Raw genomic sequence first — 23,259 nt, 5'->3', positions numbered from 1 at the left:
GCGTATAGGGTCCGCAGCGGGTCCACTATCCGTTCCCCCCTCATTCGTCGCCGCGTCGCTGCCGCTCACCGCACGGCCCGGCGCCGCGCCGCCGTCGGCCGCTGAAGCGGCGACGGGCGTTGGTAGGGTGCCCAGTAGGAAAAGTGGGAAATCTCTCAAGGAGGAGACATGGCCGGAGTGCCTGACCAACGGAAGAACGGATCCCGGGCGGAGGGCGGACTGGCCACGGACCCGAGTCTTCCCCCGCCCGCCGTGGACGAGGCCCGGCTCGAAGCCGAAGACCGGAAATGGACCCCGGCGAAGATCGCGCTCTGGGCGGCGATTGCGCTGCTGGGCGGCGTCGCCTGGTTCATGCTGGCCATCGTGCGGGGTGAGACCGTCAACGCCATCTGGTTTGTTTTCGCCTCCGTGTGCACGTACCTTATCGGTTACCGCTTCTACTCCAAGGTGATCGAACGCTACATCACCAAGCCTGACGACCGCCGTGCCACCCCCGCCGAATACAAGGCGGACGGCAAGGACTACGTCCGCACGGACCGCAACGTGCTGTTCGGCCACCACTTCGCCGCTATTGCCGGCGCCGGCCCGCTGGTGGGCCCGGTCATCGCGGCCCAGATGGGCTACCTTCCCGGCACCATCTGGATCATCGTCGGCGTGGTCCTCGCCGGCGCCGTCCAGGACTACCTGGTGATGTTCTTCTCCATGCGCCGCGGCGGCCGCTCCCTTGGCCAGATGGCCCGCGAGGAACTCGGCGTCATCGGCGGCACCGCCGCCCTGGTTGCCACCCTGCTCATCATGGTGATCATCGTGGCCATCCTGGCGCTCGTCGTCGTCAACGCCCTGGGTGAAAGCCCATGGGGTGTGTTTTCCGTGGGCATGACCATCCCCATCGCCCTCTTCATGGGCGTCTACCTCCGCTACCTCCGGCCCGGCAAGGTCATGGAAGTCTCCATCATCGGCTTCGTCCTGCTGATGGCAGCCATCATCGGCGGCGGCCTGGTGGCGCAGACCCAGTGGGGTGCAACCGTGTTCCACCTGGACAAGGTGACCATCGCCTGGGGCCTCATCATTTACGGCTTCATCGCGGCGATCCTGCCGGTGTGGCTGCTCCTGGCCCCGCGCGACTACCTCTCCACCTTCATGAAGATCGGCGTGATCGTGATGCTCGCGCTGGCCATCATCGTGGTCCGTCCCGAAGTCACCGTTCCCGCGTTCAGCGAATTCGCCAGCCGGGAAAACGGACCCGTGTTCTCCGGGGCCCTGTTCCCCTTCCTGTTCGTCACCATCGCCTGCGGCGCCCTGTCCGGTTTCCACGCCCTCATCTCGTCCGGCACCACCCCCAAACTGGTGGAGAAGGAACGGCAGACCCGCTACATCGGCTACGGCGGCATGCTGATGGAATCCTTCGTGGCCATCATGGCCCTGGTGGCAGCCATCTCGATCGACCGCGGCTTGTACTTCGCCATGAACGCCCCCGCAGCCCTCACCGGCGGAACCGTGGAAACGGCAGCCACCTGGGTCAACAGCCTGGGCCTGGCCGGGGTGAACATCAGCCCGGACCTGCTGTCCGAGACGGCCCGGAACGTGGGCGAGCAAAGCATCGTGTCCCGGACCGGCGGCGCCCCCACGCTGGCCGTGGGCCTGGCGCACATCATGCACCAGTTCGTCGGCGGCACCGCCCTCATGGGCTTCTGGTACCACTTCGCCATCATGTTCGAGGCGCTCTTCATCCTCACCGCTGTGGACGCCGGCACGCGCGTTGCCCGCTTCATGCTGCAGGACTCCATCGGCAACTTCGTTCCCAAGTTCAAGGAAGCCTCCTGGCGGCCCGGTGCCTGGCTCTGCACCGCCATCATGGTGGCAGCCTGGGGCGCGGTGCTGCTGATGGGCGTCACCGATCCGCTGGGCGGCATCAACACCCTGTTCCCGCTGTTCGGCATCGCCAACCAGCTGCTCGCCGCCATCGCGCTGGCCGTGGTCCTGGCCATCGTCGCCAAGCGCGGCACCTTCAAGTACCTCTGGATCGTCGCCCTGCCGCTGGCGTTCGCTGCGGTGGTCACCATCACGGCGAGCTACCAGAAGATCTTCTCCTCCACTCCTGCCGTGGGCTACTTCGCCAACAACGCTGCCTTCAGCAAGGCCCTGGCCGACGGCAAGAAGGAGTTCGGCACCGCGAAATCGGTCGCTGCGATGGAAGCCGTGGTCCGCAACACCGCCATCCAAGGCTGGCTGTCCGTGATCTTCGTGGTGCTCAGCATCATCGTGATTGCGACGGCGGTGCTCGCCACGGTCAAGGCGTTCCGTGACCGCTCCGAAGGAGTGGCCACCACCGACAACGAGGACCCGGCAGTCCCGTCGCGCGTCTTTGCCCCCGCCGGGCTCGTCCAGACAACCGCCGAACGGGAGCTGGCTGCCGAGTGGGAGAAAGTGCCCGCCGAGGCCCGCCTTGAACGGGCAGGGCACTGATGAGCACCGGTATCGCCCTGGTCGCCAACGGGTTCCGCGGGTTCGCCCGCTACCTGGGCGGCGTCATGGGCGCCGACGCCTACGCCAAGTACCTGGAACATCACCGGGCGGCAGGACACCAGGAAGCACCCCTGACGGAGCGTGAGTTCTGGCGGGACCGGACGGACCGCCAGGACACCAACCCGCAGGGCCGGTGCTGCTGATTGAGCTCGCAGCGGACAAGCCTGCCACAGGGTTCCCCCGGTGGGCCCTGGGCGGATGGGCCATGAGAGTATGAACGCATGAGCGATCCCAACGACACTCAGGCAGCTGAGGATCTCCCGGTAGAAGGCACTCCCGTTGATGACAGCGAGGCGCCCGTCCCGGCTCCGTCCGACGGGGACGGCAGGCCCCGGGGCAGCAGCCTTCAGGACCTGGTGGACGAGCCTGCCAAGGTGATGCGGATCGGCACCATGATCCGGCAGCTCCTCGAAGAGGTGAAGTCCGCGCCGCTGGACGACGCCGCGAGGGGGCGGCTCGCGGCCATCCACGAACGCTCCATCAAGGAGCTCGAGGACGGGCTGGCGCCGGAGCTGGTGGCGGAGCTGGACAGGATCAGCCTGCCTTTCTCCGACGAGGCAACTCCCTCCGACGCCGAGCTTCGGATCGCCCAGGCCCAGCTGGTGGGGTGGCTTGAGGGCCTGTTCCACGGGATCCAGACGGCCATCGCCGCCCAGAACGCAGCCCGGGAACATGCAGCGGCACAGCTTCAGTTGCGCCAGCTGCCGCCGGGCACCATGATTGCGCCCGGCGTCGTCATCGGTGAAAACGGCGAGCCCCAGCGTGCCCCGGCCGGCGCCCGGCAGGGTCAGCCGGCCCGGCCCGGCCAGCGTGAGGACCCGGACCACGGCCCGGGCCAGTACCTGTAGGCTCCGCTTGGGATTTTTCAGCGCCGCCAGGCAGGGGCGCAAGGACGACGTGGAATTGGGTAAAGGGTTGTGGCGCCGAGCGCACGACCGCTTCCACCGGGGACTTGACCGCTTCCACCAAGTGCTCGAGGGCGTGGAGGATGACCAGCTGTACGGCGAGCTGGTGGACATCGCCAACCAGCTTGCTGCCCTGCTGCCGCGCGTCCGTGCGGTATGCATGGAGGCGCAGCGGCGCGTTCCCAGCGACGGGCTGGACATACCGGCGGCCCTGGCGGACGTCCACAGATCCCTGTCCAAGGCCGGAAATTCACTGGCAACCACGGCCGAAGCCGCAGCAATGCTGCGGCTCGCCGTAGGTCCGGTGCCGGTGGGTGCAGCGTCCGTGCACCGCCGCGCTGAAGCCGTCTTCCAGCAGGTGGACGACGCCGAGAGGCAGCTTCACGCGGAATAGCTGCGCGGGCGCCGCTGGAATATTCCCGAATTGGAAGCCTACTTTTCAGTTAAGCGTGTGGCTGACAGGGCCGGAATCCGGAGCGCCGGGGCGGGCAGCTTTGGCAGGATGAAACCATGACTCTTTCACCTACCTTGACTTTCAACGACGGAAACACGATCCCCCAGCTCGGCTACGGTGTGTGGCAGGTTGAGGACGACGTGGCTGAAAAGGTCGTGCGCCAGGCGTTCGAGGCCGGCTTCCGGCACATCGACACGGCAAAGATCTACGGCAACGAGGCCGGCGTGGGCCGTGCCATTGCCAGCTCCGGCCTGTCTCCGGAAGAAATCTTCATCACCACCAAGCTGTGGAACGCGGACCAAGGCTACGAGTCCACCCTCGCCGCCTTCGAGGAGTCCATGGACCGGCTCGGCCTGGAAACCCTCGACCTGTACCTGATCCACTGGATGCAGCCCAAGCAGGACAAGTACGTTGACACCTGGAAGGCCCTGATTGAACTCCAGAAGCGCGGCCGGGTGAAGTCCATCGGCGTCTCCAACTTCACCGTTGAGGGCCTGCAGCGGCTCATTGACGAAACGGGTGTGGTTCCGGCCATCCACCAGATCGAACTGCACCCATACTTCAGCCAGCGCCAATTGCGTGAGTTCGGCACCTCCAAAGGCATCCTGACCCAGGCATGGTCCCCGCTGGGCCAGGGCGGGGAACTGCTGCAGGACCCGGCGGTCGCCTCCATCGCTGCCAAGCACCAGGCCACCCCGGCCCAGGTGGTTATCGCCTGGCACCTGGCGATCGGCAACGTGGTCATCCCCAAGTCGGTGACTGAGTCACGGATCAAGGAGAACTTCGCAGCACTGGAGGTCTCCCTGGATGCAGAGGATGTCGAAGCCATCAACGACCTGGACCGGACCGCCGGCGGCGAAGGCCGCATCGGAGCCGACCCGGCGGTGTCCGACTTCGCCTAATCCCCGGGAGCGGCATCGGTCCAAGCGGCCGGTGCACACTGCCAAGCCAACCTCAGCCCGTGTTGCAGGCAATTGCCAGGCAGCACGGGCTGAGGCATTTAATGTCGCCCATGCCGTGCCCGCCGGACGTGGGCCGGTCAGGCAGCGATCTGGACGTGCTTCACGGTGACGGCGTCCACCATGGCCCAGCTGTCCTCGCCATGGCAGTGGCGGCAGGCGAAGCGCTCGGCTTCTTCGAGCGTGTCAAAGACCTCGGACCGTGCCCGGCCACAGTCGGCGTCGAAGTAGGTAACGTGAAATTCCTGTACTGCTTGGTTTTCCATGGATCCAGTCTGCAACCGGGGTCTGACATTCTTTGGAACCGGCTCCGCGTGTTGTTGTTGTGGGATGTAAGCCCAAGTCGAGGATCCACCGCCTCCGCCGCGGGATTGGTACCGGATGAAGCTGTTTGGGGGCATACAGCCGAGGTTTCACGCGGCTGGTTCAGAGAGACTTTCGCCTCGCCGCGGCTCTGGCCGTTGGCCGAGTAGGGGATCCGGGCGAGCGTTTGCCATGCGGCGGGCGAGTTCCCGGTCGACCTGGGCCAGCAGCGCCCTTGCCGGTGCCGGGTCCGCTTCCGCCTCGTGCTGTAGCAGGGTGCTCTTGAGGCAAAGAAGGTCCGACGACGGCACGCCGGCCCAACTGTTGAAGGCGTGGAAGGTGCGCTGGGGTCCGGCGGTGGGAGGGTGGGGGCGCAGTCTGTGGGTCGTTTCCAAGGAACTGGTGCCTTCTCGTGGTGTCCGGCGGGCTGGCTGCATAGCCGCGTCATCAAACTACCCGCTGCAGCCGGACGACGCCAAGGGTTTCAGTCCGGTGTCTTTGGGAACAACTGTGACGTACTTCGGCGTTGAGGGCTGTTTTATCCAAGCGTTGGATGGATAGCATGGTTGGTGGGAGACGCTGGGGGCTGTCAGGCATGCGTAGGATCCGGGGTGAGGCAGGCCGCCGTGGATGATGCTGGTCAATGACTGGAGTGTTATCTCATGTGGCGTGAACCAATTAGGCAGCGGACCCGCGATCTGCTGCGTGAATTTGTGGACGGGGCGGACGAGCTGGTCCGGACCCAGGAGCAGGTGGAAGGCCTGCTTGGAGCGGTGGTGTCCCTCACAGAGGACTTGAGCCTTGAGGCTGTGCTTGACCGGGTAGTGCAGGCCGCCTGCGAGTTGGTGGGTGCGCGTTACGGCGCCCTGGGCGTCATCGGAAATGATCAGGAGCTCAGCCATTTCATCACGGTCGGCATCGATGAGGATGGTGCGCGTGTCATCGGTGATCTTCCCACTGGCCACGGTGTACTGGGGGATCTGACTCGAGAACCCAAACCGGTGCGACTGCAGGATCCGGGAGAGCATCCTTTCGCCGCCGGCTTCCCGGCCAACCGTCCGCCGACGAGGACTTTCCTGGGCGTTCCGGTCCGGGTACGGGACGAGGTGCTCGGAAACCTGTACCTGACAGAAAGGATCGACGGCCAGGATTTCACGGCCGAGGACGAGGACCTTGCCGTTGCCCTGGCCGCTGCCGCCGGCGTAGCCATCCAGAACGCAAGGCTGTATGAGAACAGCAACAGCCGCCAGCGGTGGCTGGAAGCGGGAATGGAAGTCAGCGACCGGCTGAAGGCCAGGCCGGGATCCGATATTGAAAACCTCGACATGATCGCGGAACGGGCATTGCATGCCTCCGCCTCGGCCTTGTCACTGATCGCATCGGTATCCGTGGATGGAAATGTACGGTGCCGGGCGTCGCTGGGGGTTCAAGCGATGCCCGCAGGGCAGGAACTGCCCGCTGGCCCTGTATTGGCCCAAGTACGTGCGAGTGGCGGGTCAGCAGCGTCGTCGGACCCGCTCCAGGTGTTCGACGCGTCGTCGGCCGGGAAGCTCGGGCCTGTCCTGGTGGCCGCTTTGGGAAGCGACTGTGATGGCCAGCGCGAGAGCGTGCTGATCCTGGCACGGCCGACCGGTGCAACGCCCTATATGGACGTGGACGTCGAGCAGAGTGCGGTGTTTGCTTCGCGGGTTGGCTTGACGCTTGATTTGCTGAGGGCCAACCAACTGAGGGAAGAGCACGCGCTGTTCATTGACAGGGAACGCATTGCCAGGGACTTGCACGACCTGGTGATCCAGCGGCTTTTCGCGGCAGGACTCAGCATCCAGGGCTTGCGGCGCTACACGTCCGATCCTGTCGCCCATGAACGCCGCATCGTCAAAATCACCGGCGAGCTGGACGGTTGTATCCACCAGCTCCGCGACACCATTTACTCCCTGCAAGCCCGGCAACTCGACCAGGAGATCCTAAGCGGCCGAGTCTTGCGCGCTGTCCAGGAAGCGGCCAACGCAGCCGGATTCCAACCCCGGATCCAGCTTTCGGGTCCCGTTGACGACGTTGTGGGCGACGAGGTGGCCGAACAGCTGTTGCCGGTGCTGTCGGAAAGCGTCAGCAACGCTGTCAGGCATTCGGGTTCGGAGGATATCCAGGTTGTACTTACCGCGCAGGACGGCGAGGTGGTCCTCACGGTCCGCGACCACGGGTGCGGTTTCAAAGATCCACAACGGGTAAGCGGCCTGGAGAACATGAAGAACCGTGCGGCCCGCCTTGGCGGGTCCTGCAACGTCGACAGCACGCCCGGGCAGGGCACCAGCGTGAGGTGGGCAGCACCCCTTAGTGAGTAAACGCTGCGCCGTGACCAGGAAGGAAGCCGGATTCCCGGGTGTGTCCAACCAGTCACGTGCCCTGTCAACCCGTGGCGGTGGCCGCTTCCCGCACCTTCACCGTGAGCGAGGCGAGCGCGAGCATCCCAAGCCCGGTCCATACAAGGATTCCGCTCCAGACTTCAGGGGAGAAACTAAGCGCGCCGTCGTGGATCGCCACGCCTGCGAAATAAGGACCCCAAAACACGACGGGGACGAGGCCTGCCGCGGTCATGAGCCGTGCGGGATGGCCAGGCTGTGGCCGGACCACTGCCCACACCGCGCCGACGAGGATGGAACCAGCCAGGGCCGCCGGCAGCAGCCAGGCATCCCGCAGGGCCACCATGACCTGCAGGCCCGCGGACGGGACCAGTGCCATGGCCGCGGGAACCGCAGGGTGCAGGCGCCATCGCAGCGCCAGCAAGAAGACAGGAACAAAGACCACCACCGTCGAGACGAGAAACGATGCCAGGGACACCATGACGCTTGAGGACGTTGGAACAGTCACGGCAGGCTGCGCACCGGCAGCGGTTGTGTACGTCTGGATGAGCCCATGCCGGGCGAAGACCGCGAACTCCTGCAGGATGAACGCTGCAACCATGCCGGCGAGCATCGCACTGGCGACCGCCGGTACCAGCCGCGTCCACGGCCGCACCGGTGCCTGCCACGCGGCGGAGAGCGGCGCGCCCAGGATGAGGAAGCCGCCGGTGGCCAGGCCCAGATGGGTCGGGCTGAACAGCGCGTTGATGTTCTGCTCGATCCCGAACACGGAATGCCAGGCTAAGTCTCCGGCCCCGGAAGCGAGGAACAGCACGACGCCGGACGCAGCGGCCCCATAGCCTGCGGGGACGGCGTCCCGCCACAGCACGCCGGGCGCGTGCCGGCGCCAGGTCAGGGCAGCGATCCAGACGGCACAGGCAGCGAAGCCTGAATAGAGGACCGCATGCCACGGAGTGAAGAACGTCTCGAGGCCGCGGAGGTTGTTGTGGGCCCAACCGTCCACGTAGGTCCCTATGAGGAGCCACACGCCGGCGGCCAGGGTGATGGTGTCTTCCCCGGCCGTGGTGGGGCGGTGGACTGACACCGGCGGAATCGCAAAGGCATGAGCTGCTGCGGCATCCATAGCTCCAGAGTAGGTCCCGCCTGCGCCCGGGGCGAGAGGCGCTGCTTCGCCCGTGGACGTATGCCGCTTCCCGTCAGGTGCTGCCCAGCCGGAGGACGCGTTCCTGTGCCAGCATGGCCGTGCGGCTGGCCTTGCCTGCCGCCCGCGCGGCCTGTTTCGCTTCTGCCGTGGTGGCGGCAAGCCGCTTCCGGGAGCGATCCAGGTTCTCTTCTGCGGTTTTGAGCCGGCTCCTAAGTTCAGCGGTTTCCTGTTGCAGTTCCGCGATTTCCACGCGCGCCTGATCTTCCTGCTCCTGCATCTCGCGGGCCAGTTGCGAGGCTGTCTCTTCAGCCTCCCGGGCCTCCGCGAGGACGGCCTTGGCCCGTTCCAACGCAGGCGGCGAGGCCCGCCGGGGAGCCTGCCGGACTGCCTCGAGCCGGGGTCTGGCAGGCGTTGGCTGGGGGCGCTCCGCCGGCGTCGTCCGTGTCTCCGGCACGGCGGCCTTGGGCGCCGCTGCCTTCGGTGCTGTCACCCGCCGCGCGGCCGGGCGAGGCCCGGCGGGGGGCTCGGAGGGCGCAGCCGGGAGCAACCCGGGAAGTGCCACCGCGCCGTCCAGGTCGACGTCGTTGACGCCGTCTGCGGACAGGACTTTCAGGAGCCGGCCACTGGCAACGGCGCTGGCCGCGCCCTGGTCAGCCGTCAGCGCCCGGAGGGTTTCCTCGACGTCGGATGCCATGGCGTCGCTGATGGCGCGGCCCTGCTCCCGGGCAACAGAGCGGGCAGCCTCGACGGCGTCTGCGAGCATGGTCCGCCGCTCGCGGCCCAGCTCCCGCAGGGCGCTCGCGTCCAGCGAGTCCTGGGCTGCCCGCATCCGTGCCCCAAGTTCTCCCAACCGGGCCAACACGTCCGGCCGGTGCCGGGCAAGCATGTTGAGCGCCCACGCTGCGACGGAAGGCTTTGGCAGGCCCCGGACCGCTGCCGCCAGGTCCTTGTCCCGGCCGGCACTCTCCTTGGCCGCGGCGGCCCGGGCGGCAACGAAGGCCTCCAACGGCCCCGCGTACAGCCTGTTGGCAATGTCCGCGAGGGTTTCGTCTTCCATGCCGCAATCTTAGGTGCCGTGGCAGGTCTGCCCTGCGGATTTGCGGTCCAGGAGCCGGGCCACGGAGTGCGGTGGCGGAACCGGCAAAGGCACCCTGTTACTCATCGGCCCGGAGGGGTAAGTTGCACGAATGGAGGATTCATACCAAGTCATCGTGGTGGGCGGCGGTTTTGCCGGGAAAACGGCGGCTGAGGAGTTGGGCCGGAAGGGTGTCCGGGTTCTGCTGCTTGACGCCAACAACTATCAACAGTTCCAGCCGCTCCTTTACCAGGTGGCTGCATCCCAGATCGGCGTCTCCACGGTCACGCGGCCGCTCAGATCGGAGTTCCGCGGGATCAACAGCGTCCGGGTCCTGACGGCGGAGGTGACCGCGATCGATGCGGCCAACCGCACCGTTACCACCGCGGACGGGTCCGCCTACCGCGCGCAGGCCCTGGTCATCGCCACGGGGGCGGTGCCGAACTTCTTCAACACCCCCGGCGCAGATGAGCATGCCTACCCGCTGTACTCCGTGGCGGATGCAACGCGGCTCAGCGCGGCCATCACTGCCATCCTGGACGAGGCTGACCGGGAGCCCGGCGCAGACGCCGACGTGATAGTGGTTGGCGGTGGTCCCACCGGCGTCGAGACTGCCGGCGCGCTGGCCGAAAACGTCAAGTACCTCGTGCCCAAGTACTTCACGCCGGAGCTGGCCGCCCGGTGCCACGTGCACCTGGTGGATATGGTTCCAAACGTACTTGCCGCTTTTTCGGAAAAGTCGCAGGCGTACGCGCGGGACCGCCTGACAAAACTGGGGGTGCAGCTGCACATGGGCCAGGCCGTGGCCGAAGTCCGGCCGGACGGGGTGACCCTCAAAGACGGGACGGTCATCTCCGGCCGGGTTGTCGTGTGGGCCGGCGGCCTGCAGGCAGGGCGGATCATCACCGAGTCCGGCCTGAAGCAGGGCAAGGGCGGCCGCGTGGACGTCCAGCCCGATCTGACAGCGCCCGACTTTGAAGGGGTCTACGTGCTGGGCGACTCCGCCAACATCACCGACGCCGCCGGGAACAAGCTGCCGCAGCTTGGGTCGGTAGCCCAGCAGTCGGGTAAGTGGGCGGCCCGCAACATCTACGCCGACCTTACCGGCGGTGTGCGCGAGCCCTTCCGGTACTGGGACAAGGGGTACATGGCCATGGTGGGACGGGGCGCAGCGGTCGCGGAACTGGGCCGGAAGCGCCTGCAACTGCAGGGCCCCCTGGCCTTCGTGTCATGGCTGGCGGTCCACCTGGCCCTGCTGCCCGGATTCCAGCAGAAAGTCAGGGCGCTGTTTTCCTGGGCTAACGGCTATGTCACCCACAGTCCGTCCCAGGTGGTAGTCGGTCGGCCGGATTAGCAACCCACCCGTGGTGGGCTGGGCCGCCGTCGTCAGCTCCTTTCGAAACTCACGAGACGGCCCGCCGCGGCCCAACCGGATGCCTCGTAGGGGGCCGCGGCCTCCATCTCAACCACCATGTGTAGGTACTCGGCGCCGTGGAGGAACGCCTCTTCCGCCATTGCCGCGAACAGACCCCGTTCGAAGGTCTCCTTCTCCGGCCCCTCGGGGAGTTCGGTGATGGCCACCGCGGCGAAATCGTCCCGCACCTGGATGCGTCCCTTGGCGACGGGGTGGTCGAAGACAGTGATTTCGACGGCGTCAAAGGTTTCCATGGGTGCCAGGGCCACCTGCGCGTTTTCCGGCAGCTCCACAGCAGTGTTCAGCTCGCCTGTCGGTGCCATGAGCAGTACCCGCTCCGCCACAGGGACGAGGCCACCGGGTGCAAGGCCCTTGGCAGCGTCGGCGTCGGCGTCAGAGCAAAGCAGGGTGAGGCGCGCGCCGGGCTCGCCTGACGCCTTGGCGGCAAGCTGTTCAGCGTCAGGTCCCGGCCAGCCTGCCAGGTACTCCCTGCCTTCCGTATCCTGCCCCATCCCGCCCTCGATGATGAAGCCCCCGTCCATGGGGCCCACGCTGCGTTCCTGTAGGTCCGTCCAGGCGGGAACCCAGCCGGTTGCGGGGTTGTCGTGTTGTTCCATGGGGTTTCCTAACGTCCAGCATCGGCAGGAGACGGTCCACCCGGTCCACCCGATGCGACCGGGCAGGTTCCCTGTCAACGTATCGGATGGGTTCGCGGGCCGCCAGCGGAGCGGCACCGGTGGCGCCGGGGCAGGTACCCCAGGGCAAATGTTTCAGGGCAGGCGGGCGAAGCTCATTCCCGCTGCCAGCAGTTTGTCCACCGCCAGTTTCACGCCTTCGGCCGTTCCACCGTTGGGGTGGTTGCCGTGGCAGATGACCACGTCCCCTGCCCGGGCCTTGCCCACCTCATTGGCGACGACGGCGGCAGGATAGGTTGCACCGCCGTCACCATTGATGCTGAAGCCCACCGGCTTCACGCCCAACGCGCCCAGGATGTCCGTGGCGACGTCGTCCATGTAGGCGGTGCCCGGGCGGAAGTACTTGGGGCGCTTGCCCGTGATGCTTGCCAAGGCGTCGTCGTTCGGCATGACCTCGTCATAGACTTCCCCTGCATTCCTGGTGCCTGGAATGCCGTACGCCGTGTTGCCGTTGGTGGACAGCGGCTTATGGGAAGTCCCGTGGTTGGCCACCTCGAAGAGGGGGTCTGCCGCAAGTTGCCGGGTGGCAGCGGGGTTGGCAGTGATCCACCGGGAGTTCAGGAAGAGCGTGGCCGGGATGTGGCGTTGGCGCAGCGTCTCGAGCAATGCCTGATCGTAGCCGCTACCGCCGGGGCCGCCGCAGAAATCAAGAGTGAGCGCGATTCCCTCTTGTGCTCGGGGCAGCCGCGTCAGGACTCCGGGAGCCTCCAGGCCCCAGTACCGGGCCTGGTGCTTCCCGTAGGTGTCGACAATCTGGGCGCGTGACGGTACGGGCGCTGCCGGCGTGCTGGGGGCGGGCGCGTCGCCGTCAGGGCCGGAGTGCAGGACAGTTGAGCTGACACCCGCCGCAGCATCGTCTGGGGCCGGCGTCTCCGGCGCCTTGGATGTGTGCTTCAGGCGCGGCTGCAGGTCGGGCACGGCAGCGGACATTGTCAGCACTGCCGCCAGCAGGACTACCCTGCGGCCGGGGCCATTCCCGTCCCGGCTCAAGTGCCGGGGGACATGTGGTTCCACCGCTAGTTCCTCTTCCGGGACTGTTCTGCGGCCCGTATCCGGCTTACCCTGCCCCGGTACGCGGACGTGGCAGGCGCGGGGAGGCTGCAATCTGCGGGAAATGCAGCGTCGAAGGCCTCGGCGCGCGCAACAGCAACCTGGGAGCGGGGGGTCATACCGGGAGAATACCAAGGCTCCCTTGCCGTTTCCTGAACCTTGCCCGGGGCCGGGGTGGCGGCCGTAATAAAGGGCTGCGGCAGGGACTTTCGCCCCTGTGCCTTCCGTCCAGGCTCGCGTTTACTTGTGGTTTGGGGTGGGCCAAGGGCCCGCTGCAGACCCAGTTCCATCACCTGAGCACGGAGGCAACATCCAGCAATGAACCTCAAAGACCGTTGGGGCCGCCTGGACCCGGCAACCCAGAAGTGGCTGATCGATAACCCGGGATGCCAGATACTTCCGCGAACCATCACTGCGGTGATCTCCAAGGAAACCGGGGAGAGCCTTCCCACGGGACTTCACGGCGAGGCAGCCGTTTCCCGCGAGGACCAGGACTTCATCCGATCCAAACTCAATGAGCTTCCAAAGGGCTGACCGGGCCGGAACCATGTCCTGACCCACGGTAACAAGACTGCGGGTGCACGGCGTCCAGGCTTGCGGGCAGTAGACTCAGCGCAACGCAGGCACTTGGGGGAGTGGGGGACATGACAGCAGCAGCCTTAGCGGAGGCGGCCGGGTTCAAGAGGATGGCGGTCTCGGCAGCCTGCCCGGCCCTGACCGCAGCGCCTCTCACCAGACCGTGAAGCCCATCATTCTTCTGGACATCGATGGTGTCCTGAATCCTGCCGTGTGCCCGGGCATCGGAGGGGACAGGCCGCTGCTCCGGCTCTCCAACGAAAAGCGCGCCCTGGTGCGGCGCCTTGCCCGCAGCGGACGCATCGCATGGGTGTCCACGTGGCCGGCAGACAGCGTCGCAGGGCTGGAAGCCCAGCTGGAGCTCGACGTCGAACCGCTGCGGGTCACCATGGTGTTCCGGCAGGCCGACGCAGACATGCCGACACCAAAATTGACGTCAGTTGCCCGATGGCTGTTCAGGATGGACGCCGCAGACGACGCCGACTGGGACTCAGTGGTTTGGGTCGACGATGTACTTGGACCGGACGCCAGGAAATGGGCCGACGAGCACGGCCAGCCGGTGCACCTGGAACAACCTGATCCTGACCGTGGCCTGGCGGAAGCGCACGTGGCGCGGATCGAGGCGTTCATCGCGGGCGGATGACGCGCCGATGGGACCGCGGCTACAAGGGGCGGGGCCGCGCTTTCCAAGCAATGTGGTTTTCAGTAGAGGAGAACAGCTGGTGGAGACAGGTTCCGAAGCAAGGCGGCGGTGGACCGGCGCCACTCTCTGGATCCTGCTCGTCCTCGCCTCGCTGGTCCTGGTCGGCTACGGGATCGTCCGTGGGGGCTGGTCCCTGTGGCTGCCGACGCCAGCGCAAATGGAGCAGTCCTGGACCGGCAGCCTTTACGTCTACGCCGGCTCCGCCGTTTCCCTCGCGGCCTCGGCATGGTCACATGCGCGGGGTAACCCTGTCTGGGTGACCGTCTGCGTCGGGCTGCCAGGCGTCCTCGTGGGCTGGGCGGCGCTGGTGGACCCCGACAGTCTGCTGCGCCATCTCGCTGCCGTCGTTTCCTTTCCGATGGCCTTGAGCGCAGTGGCTGAGGTCATCTGGGCCCGCGGCCGCCGGCAGCGGGGGCCGGTCCGATGAGAAAGCAGAAACCACGATGAGCCCACAGCCCCCTGAGAAGGACGCCGCGGCCATCACCAGAATCCACCACAGTGAAGCCATGAAGCTGGCCGCGGAAGAAAATCGTCAGTTCCTGATACTCCTTGAGCAACTCCGCCGCGAGCATTGGAGCGCACCCACCGACTGCACACGCTGGACGGTAAGGGACATTGCCGTCCACGTCATAGCCTCGGCCGAGGCGCAAGCGTCACCCCGGGAGTTCCTCCGCCAGGTCTGGCAGGGACGCAAGCTCACCAGGCAAATCAACGGCCATCACTGGGTTGACGGCCTGAACGAAGCCCAGCTCCGGGCCCGGACAGAGCTGGAGCCTGAAGGCATCGCAGCAAGATGGCGCAACGCGTCTGCTGCTGCGCTCAGGGCGCGGCGCCGGCTGCCGGGCGCCGTGAGGGCCCTTCCGGTGCTGCCGCTCGGCCGGATGGCCGACGTTGACTTCGGGTGGCAGCCACTGAGCTATTTGTTCGACGTCGGATTCACCCGTGACGTCTGGATGCATCGCATAGACATCTGCCGCGCCACGGGCCAGCCACTCAACCAGACGCGGGATCATGACGGCCGGATCGTCGAGGACCTTATCGCGGAATGGGCAACCCGGCATCAGGACCCGTTCTGCCTCATCCTCACGGGCCCCGCCGGAGGCAGGTTCAGCCGTCCGGCCGGCTTTGATGACAGCCTGCAAATTGATGCCATCGAATGCTGCCGGATCCTTTCGGGGCGGGGGCAGCCCACGGGAGTGCTTCAGCACCTGTTGCCACTCTGAGTAAGTGAGCTGTGAGGTGACGCACCAAAAACCCAACAGGGTCGGTTAACCAGCGAAAAACCCCCCAGAAACCTTGATTTCTAGGGGGTTTATCCCGAGCTTCCTATCAGAATCGAACTGATGACCTTTTCATTACGAGTGAAACGCTCTACCGACTGAGCTAAGGAAGCACCGCATGAAATCCCCGGTGGAACCGGGCGCTTCATGCAAGAGTCAACTGTAATAGAGTCCCCGCGCCCCGGTCAAAATGAGCTCCACGGACGCCGCCGAGGCCGTCAGCAGACCGTGTTGTCGGCCGGAAGCTTTCCACTCACCAGGTACTTGTCCACGGAGTCCTCAAGGCAGCTGTTGGCCCGGCCGTAGGCGGTGTGCCCCTCTCCCTTCCAGGTCAGCAGTGCGGCGTTCCCCAGCTGCTTGCGCAGCGATGCGGCCCAGTCAACAGGGGTGGCAGGATCGCCGGTGGTGCCGATGACCACGATGGGGGAGTCCCCGCTGTATTCCACCGGCGCGGGAGTACGCACGTTCTTGTACGGCCAGTCCGCGCACGTCGTCCCGCCGTAGGCAAAAAAGTACCCAAGGGTGGGGGAATCCTGTTCCAGCCGCTTCTCTTCAGCACGCATGCCCGCGGCGTCCGAAACCATGGGGTAGTCAAGGCAGTTGATTGCGTTGAAGGCGAAGGTCGAGTTGGAGGTGTACGAACCGTCCGACGCGCGGTCGGCGCCGAGGTCGGCGAGGCGGAGCATGAGGCTTACGTCTCCGGACATCGCGGCCTCAAGCGCCTGGGTGAGGGCTGGCCAGCTTTGGTCGTTATAAAGCGGGGTGATCAGGCCGCTGACAAACGTGGTGGCGTTGACCAGCCGGCCGTCCTTGGCGGTGCGGGGCGTCTCCTGGATGGAATCGATCAGGTCCCGGATCTGCTGTACGCCGGAGTCGGCATCGCCGCTCAGCGGACACTTGCCCTGCTTTTGGCAGCTGGCAACATAGGTGTGGAGCGCTTTTTCGAAGGCCCGGGCCTGGCCGCTGGTCAGCTCTTCGTTGGTGATGGACGGATCGAGGGCGCCATCAAGCACCATGCGGCCCACGTTGTCGGGGAACAGCGAGGCGTAGGTGGAGCCCAGGAACGTCCCGTAGGAGTACCCCAGGTAGTTCAGCTTGGTGTCGTTCACCACGGCACGGAGCACGTCCAGGTCCTTGGCAGCGCTGACGGTGTCGATATGGGCCAGGACCGGACCTGTTTGTGCCGCGCACTGGGCGGCGATGGCCTTGTTGTCCGCCAGTGCCGCCTGCAGCCCGGCATCGGTCTCGAGAGCGTAGATCTTGGCCCGGGAGGCGTCCCGTTCCGCATCAGTCATGCAGCTGACGGGGGCGGAGCGCTTCACGCCGCGCGGATCGAAACCGACAAGGTCGTAGGCATCGCGGACAGCAGCTGAAAAATGGGTTCCGGCGGCGTCCTTGACGAAGTCGTAGCCGGAGGCGCCCGGACCGCCGGGGTTGACCAGGAGGCTGCCGGTCTTCTTGCCCGTGCTTGGCGCCCGCAGCGCAGCCAGCTCGATGGTCTCGCCGCCCGGATTGGCGTAGTCCATGGGGACAGTCACTTTGGCGCACTGGAACTCCCCTTCGCAGGGCTGCCAGACGACTTCCTGCGAATAGAACTTTTCCAGACCGGCAGGAGCGGACGCCACAATTGAAGGATCAGCCTTGGCGGTGGCAGCCTCCGGCGCGTTCTTGCCGCCGCCGTTCAGGAGGCTGCACGAGGCCAGGACCATGGCCAGGGCCATGGCCCCCGCGGCACGGACGGCGACCGCCAGGGACCTGTGGCGTGCGGGCAGTGGGCGGGCAGTCATCGGGTCTCCTTGGAGGGCTGGATCAGGCTGGCCGCCATGGACTCGATGGTCAGCAGCGGGGCAACATTGGTGGTGGTGATGCGGTCGCGGGCTTTGTTGATGGCGTCCATTCGGGCCAGGGTGGCTTCCGGAGTGCTGCGGGCGGCGAACTCCTCCAGCTCACTCCTCAACTCAACGTTGACCAGTTCCACGGCGTTCCCCAACTGGATGACCAGGACATCCCGGTAAAACGACAGCAAATCGGTGAGTGTCCGGTCCAGCGAGTCCGTGATGGATCTCTTCGCACGCCGTTTCTGGTCGTCTTCGAGCTGTTTCAACTGGCTGCGCATCGCCGGGGGCAGGGTTCCGGATTCGGGCGCCCCCAGCGTGGCCAGGAGGGCGGCCTTCTCCGCGGCGTCCCGCTCCTCATTGGAGCTGTTGGCTTCTGCAGTGGCGATCTTGACCAGTTTGTCCGCCATCATGACCGCGGCCGTTACGCCGCGCAGCCCAAGCGGAAAACGGACCGTCTCCAGGCGGCGTTCCCTTGCCGCGGGATCACTCGCCAGCCGGCGGGCAATGCCCACGTGGCTTTGCGCTGTACGGGCTGCCTGCTCAGCGAGGGCAGGGTCCACGCCGTCGCGCCTGACCAGCAGGGCGGCAACATCCGAAGCTGGCGGCAACCGCAAGGCAACGCTGCGGCAGCGCGAGCGGATAGTGACCAGGACATCGGCGGGCGATGGCGCACACAGCATCCATACCGTGCGCGGCGTCGGTTCCTCGATGGCCTTGAGCAGCACGTTGGTGGTCCGTTCGGCCATGCGGTCGGCGTCCTCCACGACGATGATGCGCCACCGCCCCGACGAAGGCCGGTTTCCCGCCGTCGCAACGAGTTCACGCGCCTCATCGATGGTGATGGTGACCTTTTCGGTGCGCACGAACGTCACGTCCGAATGGGTTTCGCCCAAAATCGTGTGGCATGCCTGGCACTGGCCGCAGCCACGCAGGCCTACGTCCTCCTGGTCGCAGTTCAACGCGGCCGCGAATGCCTTGGCCGCATTGGACCGGCCGGAGCCCGGCGGCCCGGTGAAAAGCCAGGCATGAGTCAGGCCCTCACCGCTGGCGGCCTGCCGCAGTTGTTCGACGACGGCGGGCTGGCCCTGGAGGTCATCCCAGACGGTCACGAGCCACCACCGTCAGGTGCAGCTCCCGGCACTGCAGGCTGCGGCACAGCATCCTGCACGGTTGCGAGGGGAGCATCAAGCAGGGTGTCGACCCGGGCGAGGATCCGCACGGCCAGGTCATCGACCGGCAAATGGGCCGGGAGGACCAGGTACGAGGCGGGGCGGCGTGCCGCCAGGTCAAGGAAAGCGTGCCGGATGCGGGTATGGAACTCGTCCGCTTCGGATTCCAAGCGGTCTTCTGCTGCCTGCCCCGCCGTCCGGCGGCGTCGCCCCAGCTCCGGATCTACGTCCAGCAGGACGGTCAGGTGCGGCTGCAGGCCGGATGTGGCCCACTCGTTGACGGAACGCACGGCGTCCTGGCCCAGGTTGCGGCCGGCCCCTTGATAAGCCACCGAGGAGTCGATATACCGGTCCGTCAGCACAATGTCGCCACGGCCAAGCGCGGGGCGGATGACCTGGGTGGCGTGGGCAGCGCGGGAAGCCGCAAAGATCAGGGCTTCCGTGTGGGCGTCGATTTCCCCGTTGCCGTGGTCCAGCACAAGGGAGCGAAGTTTTTCGCCGACGGGAGTGCCCCCGGGTTCACGGGTCCGCAGCACGGTGTAGCCACGCGATTCCAGCGCCGCCGCAAGCCGGGCCGCCTGGGTGGACTTACCGGCACCATCGCCACCTTCGAATGCGATGAATACGCCGGCCTTCAGTTTGTTCACTTCTCAAGCCTACCGAGGCGGGGCGACATTCCGGGCCTCGGAATACCCCCTGTGCAGGACGGGTGGAAGGACCAGCGTCCACAAAGCGACATTACTTTTCGGCCCAAATGGCAGGAACAGTACGCTTTTGACCATGAGTCTTTCCGAGTACCAGGCCGCATCCCTTTCACCTGAGACAGTGGTGGTCGCGGCGGGGCGTCCGCCACGGGAAAGGGACCAGCCGGTCAACCCTCCCATTATCCTTTCCTCCACCTACTTCGGGACGGGCCCGCTCGGTGACGGCGACCGGGGCTACGGCCGCTACTCCAACCCCACCTGGGACCCGTTCGAAGAAGCGCTGGGCCAGCTTGAGGGGTCCGCGCTGCCTGGCCTGCTCTACGCGTCGGGACTGGCGGCGGTCAGTTCGGCCCTGTCCCTGATCCCCGCCGGCGGCGTGCTGGTCATGCCCAACCACAGCTACTCCGGCTCCCTGGTAATGGCCACCGAACTCGCGCAGAAAGGCTTCATCGAACTCCGGACCGTGGACATCGCCGATACCGATGCGGTCAAGGACGCACTTGCGCCCAAAGGCCCGTCGCAGAAGGCGGCCGCCATGTTGTGGCTGGAGAGCCCTACCAACCCCATGCTGGGCATCGCGGACATGGCCGCCGTCGCGGACGCCGCGCACGCAGTGGGAGCTATCGTCGTCACGGACAACACCTTCTCCACGCCCCTGGTGCAGCAGCCCCTGCTGCTGGGATCCGACGTCGTCCTGCACTCGGTGACCAAGTACCTTGCCGGGCACTCCGACGTCGTCCTCGGTGCGCTGGTTACCTCCAACCCGGACATCCGTGCCGAACTGCTGCACCACCGCATCATCCACGGCGCCATCGCCGGTCCGTTTGAGGCGTGGTTGGCACTGCGCGGGCTGCGGACCCTCGCGCTGCGGGTGGAGCGGTCCCAGGAATCGGCCATGGTCCTGGCGGAACGCCTTGCCGGGCACCCTGCCATCGAATCCATCCGGTTCCCGGGGCTCGATAACGATCCGGGCCATACCCGTGCCAAGGCGCAAATGAAGGGCTTTGGCTCCATCATCTGCATCCAGGTGGCGCCCGCGGCGGGCCTTAGCGGTGCCGACGCGGCTGACAAACTGGTGCAGGCACTGGATCTCTGGCTGCCGGCCACGTCCCTGGGCGGTGTCGAGTCCCTGATTGAACGGCGGCGCCGCCATACAGCAGAACCCGCCAGTGTCCCCGAGAACCTGGTACGGCTGAGCGTCGGGGTGGAGAGCGTCGAAGACCTCTGGGCCGACCTGAAGCAGGCGCTGGACACGCTGGACGGCTAGGCTGGGCTTGTGGACGGTCGAATAATTATCGGTTACATAGAGCAGGCAGTGTTCTTCATCCTCGGCCTGGTGGCCCTGGGGCTTGAGCTGTGGGCGTTCGTAGACTGCCTCCGCCACCGGCCCAACGCCTTCGAAGCCACCGGCAAGCGGACCAAGACGTTCTGGCTTGCCCTCACCGGCGGTGCGGCAGCCGTCGGCATCATCTCGCTGCTGGGCGCCAGTGGCGGCCTCTTTGGCACCCTTGGCCTGTTCGGCCTGGCCGCGGTTGTCGCCGCATCCGTGTACCTGGCCGATGTCCGTCCCGCAGTAAAGGACGCAGGCCGCGGCGGCAGCCGCAACATGGGCCCTTACGGCCCCTGGTGATTCACACCAGCAGAGGCTAATCCAGGGGCGCCACGGCGTCCCAGTCCACATTCAGTTCGCCCAGCCGCCATCGGGCGGGCCCGTCCTGGACCGGCCACCCGGCGCCGCGCAGGCTCCGGCACATACCCACCCAGCGCTGCCTGTTGCCAAAAGACGCAAGCGGCGCGCTCTCAATCCATGCCCTGTCCATCGCCTGCATAAAGGCGTGAACCGGTTCACCGGGGACATTCCGGTGGATCAGTGCCTTGGGAAGCCGTTCGGCCACATCAGATGGCAGGTCGAAACTGCCGAAACGCATCGAGATGCCCAGGGACAGAGGCCTGTGCCGGTCCAGCGCCACCCAAGTGACGCGTCGTCCAATTTCGTCGCAGGTGCCGTCCACGAACAAGCCATCGGGGGACAACCGCTCCTGCACCAGCCGCCAGATGCCTTGTACATCGGCTTCCTCATACTGGCGCAGGACATTGAAGGCACGGACCAGGACGGGCCGCCCGGGAACGGGCAGTTCAAAGCCGCCCACCTGGAACGCCAGGCCGGGACGTTGCAGGGGAAGCGCCGCCCGGACGCGCGCTGGCTCAATTTCTATTCCGCAGACCCGCACGTCCGGCCGGACGGCAGCGAGCCTTTCGTAGAGTTCGACGGCGGTGGCGGGCGTTGCGCCGTAGCCCAGGTCAACCACCAGCGGGTCAGTCGCCGACCGGAGGCGCCAGGCCTGCGGTCCCGTCAGCCACCGGTCCACCCGGCGCATCCGGTTGGGGTTGGTGGTGCCGCGGGTCACGTTGCCCACCGGCCGGCCCTGCCTGGCGGTGGACGTCCTCCCGGAAAGTTGCGGGGCGTTCACCCGTTCAGCCTTTTGAACCACCGGCCAACCCTATCGCTGCCTCAGCGCCGGTGTCCTGCCCCGGCCCCGACCGCCGAGGGGAGCCGTGTAACGCTGGGCGGGCGGCAACACTGCTCGGCTAGGATGAAAATCATGACTTACAAGCTGATTCTGCTGCGCCACGGCCACAGCGAATGGAACGCCAAGAACCTGTTCACCGGCTGGGTGGACGTTGACCTGAACGACCAGGGCCGCGCGGAAGCAGCGCGTGGCGGCGAGCTGCTGGTGGAAAACAACGTCCTCCCGGATGTTCTTTACACCTCCCTGCTGAAGCGGGCCATCAACACCGCCAACATCGCCCTGGACAAGGCGGACCGCGGCTGGATCCCGGTCAAGCGCGACTGGCGCCTTAACGAACGCCACTACGGTGCGCTGCAGGGCAAGGACAAGGCCCAGACGCTGGCCGAATACGGCGAAGAACAGTTCATGGAATGGCGCCGCTCCTACGACACCCCGCCGCCGTCCCTGGACGACGACAGCGAATTCAGCCAGGCCCACGACCCCCGTTACGCGGATCTTGGTGACGCCCTTCCGCGGACCGAGTGCCTGAAGGACGTCCTGGTCCGGCTGCTGCCGTACTGGGAATCGGACATCAAGGAAGACCTCAAGGCTGGCAAGACGGTCCTGGTCACGGCGCACGGCAACTCGCTCCGCGCGCTGGTCAAGCACCTGGACGGCATCAGCGATGAGGCTATCGCGGGCCTGAACATCCCCACGGGCATCCCGCTGGTGTACGACCTCGATGAAGACTTCCAGCCGATCAAGCCCGGCGGCACCTACCTCGATCCCGAGGCCGCCGAACAGGCCATCCTGGCAGTAGCCAACCAGGGCAAGAAATAAGGCGTTAACGCATACGACGGCGGCTGGTCACCTTAGGTGACCAGCCGCCGTCGGTTTATCCCGGCGAAGCGGGTTAGCTGTGCTCGGTGGCGTTGGGCTGCCACGCGCCGGTGACCAGGTACGTCACCTTCTGGGCGACGGAAACGCCGTGGTCTGCGAAGCGCTCGAAGTAGCGGCTGGCGAGGGCAACGTCCACCGTGGTGGCGGGGGACTCAGACCACTCGGGGGCCGCAATGGCCTTGAAGACGCTCAAGTGCAGGTCGTTGATGGCGGTGTTCGCCTTGAGGATGTCCCTGGCCACTTCAAGGTCGCGGCTCTCCAGCAGGACCGTCAGCTTGTCGGCGATCTCCTGGTCGAGTTCGGCCATGCGGTTGAAGGTCTCCGTCATGGACCCGGGAATCACGGTGGAGGGGTACCGGAGCCGGGCCAGCTGCGCGATGTGGCGTGCCAGGTCACCCATGCGCTCCAGGGATGCGCTCATCCGCAGGGACCCTACGATCATGCGCAGGTCGCTGGCGACAGGACCTTGCAGCGCCAGAATGTCGATGGCCCGTTCATCCAGGCTGTTCTGCAGGAAGTCGATGCGTGCATCCGCAGCGATGACGTCCTGGGCGAGGTCCACGTCCGCTACCTGGAATGAGGTAGTGGCCTTGTCCATCGCTTCGCTGACCAGCCGGGAGATCTCCACCAGCTGGTCACCAACCTGGGTGAGTTCTTCCTGAAAAACCTTACGCACGTGGGCGTCCTTTCCTTG

Annotated in this window: 24 protein-coding genes and 1 tRNA gene; 14 read left to right on the top strand and 11 right to left on the bottom strand. The window is 66.2% G+C overall.

Translation table 11 applies throughout. The features are described 5' to 3' along the window. Window positions 1-168 precede the first annotated feature (168 nt). From ACR65J_RS19110 to ACR65J_RS19090, 5 genes are all read left to right on the top strand, one after another. Window positions 169-2,466 carry a carbon starvation CstA family protein gene (locus ACR65J_RS19110; protein ID WP_440172020.1) on the top strand — a complete coding sequence of 766 codons (2,298 nt, stop codon included), beginning with the start codon at window positions 169-171 and terminating at the stop codon, window positions 2,464-2,466. Then, window positions 2,466-2,669, top strand: a complete 204-nt coding sequence (locus tag ACR65J_RS19105) for a YbdD/YjiX family protein (protein ID WP_440172018.1) — start codon at window positions 2,466-2,468, stop codon at window positions 2,667-2,669. The genes ACR65J_RS19110 and ACR65J_RS19105 overlap by 1 nt, the downstream gene beginning before the upstream one ends. Before the next feature lie 78 nt (window positions 2,670-2,747). Continuing rightward, complete coding sequence (locus ACR65J_RS19100) at window positions 2,748-3,374, top strand: bacterial proteasome activator family protein (protein ID WP_440172016.1); 627 nt, start codon at window positions 2,748-2,750, stop codon at window positions 3,372-3,374. Window positions 3,375-3,381: 7 nt separating this feature from the next. Continuing rightward, on the top strand, window positions 3,382-3,825 hold the full coding sequence (locus ACR65J_RS19095) for a hypothetical protein (protein ID WP_440172014.1): 444 nt from the start codon (window positions 3,382-3,384) through the stop codon (window positions 3,823-3,825). A gap of 116 nt (window positions 3,826-3,941) precedes the next feature. Further along, window positions 3,942-4,787, top strand: coding sequence for an aldo/keto reductase (locus ACR65J_RS19090; protein WP_440172012.1), 846 nt, complete (start codon window positions 3,942-3,944; stop codon window positions 4,785-4,787). A 137-nt stretch (window positions 4,788-4,924) separates the two neighbouring features. Here the strand turns inward: ACR65J_RS19090 and ACR65J_RS19085 are convergent, their stop codons facing one another. Beyond that, window positions 4,925-5,110 carry a hypothetical protein gene (locus ACR65J_RS19085; protein ID WP_440172010.1) on the bottom strand — a complete coding sequence of 62 codons (186 nt, stop codon included), beginning with the start codon at window positions 5,108-5,110 and terminating at the stop codon, window positions 4,925-4,927. A 699-nt stretch (window positions 5,111-5,809) separates the two neighbouring features. On the opposite strand from ACR65J_RS19085, the gene ACR65J_RS19080 reads away from it, so the two are divergent. After that, a complete protein-coding gene (locus ACR65J_RS19080; RefSeq protein WP_440172008.1) occupies window positions 5,810-7,489 on the top strand; it encodes a GAF domain-containing sensor histidine kinase in 1,680 nt (559 codons plus the stop codon). Window positions 7,490-7,553: 64 nt separating this feature from the next. On the opposite strand, the gene ACR65J_RS19075 is transcribed toward ACR65J_RS19080, so the two are convergent. Both ACR65J_RS19075 and ACR65J_RS19070 read right to left on the bottom strand, forming a co-directional pair. Further along, on the bottom strand, window positions 7,554-8,630 hold the full coding sequence (locus ACR65J_RS19075; protein WP_440172006.1) for a hypothetical protein: 1,077 nt from the start codon (window positions 8,628-8,630) through the stop codon (window positions 7,554-7,556). Between the two features lie 73 nt (window positions 8,631-8,703). Then, window positions 8,704-9,708 (bottom strand): hypothetical protein, encoded by a 1,005-nt coding sequence (locus ACR65J_RS19070; protein ID WP_440172004.1) that lies wholly within the window; start codon window positions 9,706-9,708, stop codon window positions 8,704-8,706. A gap of 130 nt (window positions 9,709-9,838) precedes the next feature. Between ACR65J_RS19070 and ACR65J_RS19065 the strand changes: the two genes are divergently transcribed. Beyond that, window positions 9,839-11,080 carry an NAD(P)/FAD-dependent oxidoreductase gene (locus ACR65J_RS19065; RefSeq protein ID WP_440172002.1) on the top strand — a complete coding sequence of 414 codons (1,242 nt, stop codon included), beginning with the start codon at window positions 9,839-9,841 and terminating at the stop codon, window positions 11,078-11,080. Window positions 11,081-11,112: 32 nt separating this feature from the next. Here the strand turns inward: ACR65J_RS19065 and ACR65J_RS19060 are convergent, their stop codons facing one another. Together ACR65J_RS19060 and ACR65J_RS19055 are read right to left on the bottom strand one after the other, a co-directional pair. Beyond that, window positions 11,113-11,757, bottom strand: a complete 645-nt coding sequence (locus ACR65J_RS19060) for a hypothetical protein (protein WP_440172000.1) — start codon at window positions 11,755-11,757, stop codon at window positions 11,113-11,115. 153 nt (window positions 11,758-11,910) lie between these two features. Beyond that, window positions 11,911-12,849 carry a polysaccharide deacetylase family protein gene (locus ACR65J_RS19055; RefSeq protein WP_440171998.1) on the bottom strand — a complete coding sequence of 313 codons (939 nt, stop codon included), beginning with the start codon at window positions 12,847-12,849 and terminating at the stop codon, window positions 11,911-11,913. A gap of 354 nt (window positions 12,850-13,203) precedes the next feature. Between ACR65J_RS19055 and ACR65J_RS19050 the strand changes: the two genes are divergently transcribed. From ACR65J_RS19050 to ACR65J_RS19035, 4 genes are all read left to right on the top strand, one after another. Beyond that, a complete protein-coding gene (locus tag ACR65J_RS19050; protein ID WP_440171997.1) occupies window positions 13,204-13,419 on the top strand; it encodes a hypothetical protein in 216 nt (71 codons plus the stop codon). A 205-nt stretch (window positions 13,420-13,624) separates the two neighbouring features. After that, window positions 13,625-14,104, top strand: a complete 480-nt coding sequence (locus tag ACR65J_RS19045) for an HAD domain-containing protein (protein ID WP_440171995.1) — start codon at window positions 13,625-13,627, stop codon at window positions 14,102-14,104. Window positions 14,105-14,183: 79 nt separating this feature from the next. After that, window positions 14,184-14,591, top strand: a complete 408-nt coding sequence (locus ACR65J_RS19040) for a hypothetical protein (protein WP_440171993.1) — start codon at window positions 14,184-14,186, stop codon at window positions 14,589-14,591. A 16-nt stretch (window positions 14,592-14,607) separates the two neighbouring features. Then, entirely contained in the window at window positions 14,608-15,387 is a 780-nt protein-coding gene (locus ACR65J_RS19035; protein WP_440171991.1) for a maleylpyruvate isomerase family mycothiol-dependent enzyme, read from the top strand. A 97-nt stretch (window positions 15,388-15,484) separates the two neighbouring features. Here ACR65J_RS19035 and ACR65J_RS19030 read toward each other — a convergent pair. The 4 genes from ACR65J_RS19030 to tmk form a co-directional block, all read right to left on the bottom strand. Next, window positions 15,485-15,557: transfer RNA gene (locus ACR65J_RS19030), tRNA-Thr, on the bottom strand. 105 nt (window positions 15,558-15,662) lie between these two features. Next, window positions 15,663-17,231 (bottom strand): alpha/beta hydrolase, encoded by a 1,569-nt coding sequence (locus tag ACR65J_RS19025; protein ID WP_440171989.1) that lies wholly within the window; start codon window positions 17,229-17,231, stop codon window positions 15,663-15,665. After that, a complete protein-coding gene (locus tag ACR65J_RS19020; protein WP_440171987.1) occupies window positions 17,228-18,391 on the bottom strand; it encodes a DNA polymerase III subunit delta' in 1,164 nt (387 codons plus the stop codon). The genes ACR65J_RS19025 and ACR65J_RS19020 overlap by 4 nt, the downstream gene beginning before the upstream one ends. Further along, window positions 18,388-19,098, bottom strand: a complete 711-nt coding sequence (tmk, locus tag ACR65J_RS19015) for a dTMP kinase (RefSeq protein WP_440171985.1) — start codon at window positions 19,096-19,098, stop codon at window positions 18,388-18,390. The genes ACR65J_RS19020 and tmk overlap by 4 nt, the downstream gene beginning before the upstream one ends. Before the next feature lie 133 nt (window positions 19,099-19,231). On the opposite strand from tmk, the gene ACR65J_RS19010 reads away from it, so the two are divergent. Then, window positions 19,232-20,422, top strand: coding sequence for a trans-sulfuration enzyme family protein (locus ACR65J_RS19010; RefSeq protein WP_440171983.1), 1,191 nt, complete (start codon window positions 19,232-19,234; stop codon window positions 20,420-20,422). 9 nt (window positions 20,423-20,431) lie between these two features. After that, window positions 20,432-20,785 carry a DUF2516 family protein gene (locus tag ACR65J_RS19005; protein WP_440171981.1) on the top strand — a complete coding sequence of 118 codons (354 nt, stop codon included), beginning with the start codon at window positions 20,432-20,434 and terminating at the stop codon, window positions 20,783-20,785. A 16-nt stretch (window positions 20,786-20,801) separates the two neighbouring features. Here ACR65J_RS19005 and ACR65J_RS19000 read toward each other — a convergent pair whose 3' ends face one another. Beyond that, window positions 20,802-21,647 (bottom strand): class I SAM-dependent methyltransferase, encoded by an 846-nt coding sequence (locus ACR65J_RS19000; RefSeq protein WP_440171979.1) that lies wholly within the window; start codon window positions 21,645-21,647, stop codon window positions 20,802-20,804. 111 nt (window positions 21,648-21,758) lie between these two features. Between ACR65J_RS19000 and ACR65J_RS18995 the strand changes: the two genes are divergently transcribed. Then, complete coding sequence (locus tag ACR65J_RS18995; protein WP_440171978.1) at window positions 21,759-22,505, top strand: phosphoglyceromutase; 747 nt, start codon at window positions 21,759-21,761, stop codon at window positions 22,503-22,505. A 73-nt stretch (window positions 22,506-22,578) separates the two neighbouring features. Here ACR65J_RS18995 and phoU read toward each other — a convergent pair whose 3' ends face one another. Next, window positions 22,579-23,241: a phosphate signaling complex protein PhoU gene (gene phoU / locus ACR65J_RS18990; RefSeq protein ID WP_440171976.1), complete on the bottom strand. Its 663-nt coding sequence runs from the start codon at window positions 23,239-23,241 to the stop codon at window positions 22,579-22,581. Window positions 23,242-23,259 lie beyond the last annotated feature (18 nt).

It is taken from the genome of Arthrobacter sp. SAFR-044 (genome assembly GCF_059414985.1).
The sequence above is the reverse complement of the archived record's forward strand: the minus strand, read 5'-3'. Positions and strand labels throughout refer to the sequence as shown.

Excerpts from the sequence above, each read along its gene's own strand:
- ACR65J_RS19110 (WP_440172020.1), top strand. The coding sequence starts at position 169 with ATGGCCGGAGTGCCTGACCAACGGAAGAACGGATCCCGGGCGGAGGGC.
- ACR65J_RS19105 (WP_440172018.1), top strand. The coding sequence starts at position 2,466 with ATGAGCACCGGTATCGCCCTGGTCGCCAACGGGTTCCGCGGGTTCGCC.
- ACR65J_RS19100 (WP_440172016.1), top strand. The coding sequence starts at position 2,748 with ATGAGCGATCCCAACGACACTCAGGCAGCTGAGGATCTCCCGGTAGAA.
- ACR65J_RS19090 (WP_440172012.1), top strand. The coding sequence starts at position 3,942 with ATGACTCTTTCACCTACCTTGACTTTCAACGACGGAAACACGATCCCC.
- ACR65J_RS19085 (WP_440172010.1), bottom strand. The coding sequence starts at position 5,110 with ATGGAAAACCAAGCAGTACAGGAATTTCACGTTACCTACTTCGACGCC.
- ACR65J_RS19080 (WP_440172008.1), top strand. The coding sequence starts at position 5,810 with ATGTGGCGTGAACCAATTAGGCAGCGGACCCGCGATCTGCTGCGTGAA.
- ACR65J_RS19075 (WP_440172006.1), bottom strand. The coding sequence starts at position 8,630 with ATGGATGCCGCAGCAGCTCATGCCTTTGCGATTCCGCCGGTGTCAGTC.
- ACR65J_RS19070 (WP_440172004.1), bottom strand. The coding sequence starts at position 9,708 with ATGGAAGACGAAACCCTCGCGGACATTGCCAACAGGCTGTACGCGGGG.
- ACR65J_RS19065 (WP_440172002.1), top strand. The coding sequence starts at position 9,839 with ATGGAGGATTCATACCAAGTCATCGTGGTGGGCGGCGGTTTTGCCGGG.
- ACR65J_RS19060 (WP_440172000.1), bottom strand. The coding sequence starts at position 11,757 with ATGGAACAACACGACAACCCCGCAACCGGCTGGGTTCCCGCCTGGACG.
- ACR65J_RS19050 (WP_440171997.1), top strand. The coding sequence starts at position 13,204 with ATGAACCTCAAAGACCGTTGGGGCCGCCTGGACCCGGCAACCCAGAAG.
- ACR65J_RS19035 (WP_440171991.1), top strand. The coding sequence starts at position 14,608 with ATGAGCCCACAGCCCCCTGAGAAGGACGCCGCGGCCATCACCAGAATC.
- ACR65J_RS19025 (WP_440171989.1), bottom strand. The coding sequence starts at position 17,231 with ATGACTGCCCGCCCACTGCCCGCACGCCACAGGTCCCTGGCGGTCGCC.
- ACR65J_RS19010 (WP_440171983.1), top strand. The coding sequence starts at position 19,232 with ATGAGTCTTTCCGAGTACCAGGCCGCATCCCTTTCACCTGAGACAGTG.
- ACR65J_RS18995 (WP_440171978.1), top strand. The coding sequence starts at position 21,759 with ATGACTTACAAGCTGATTCTGCTGCGCCACGGCCACAGCGAATGGAAC.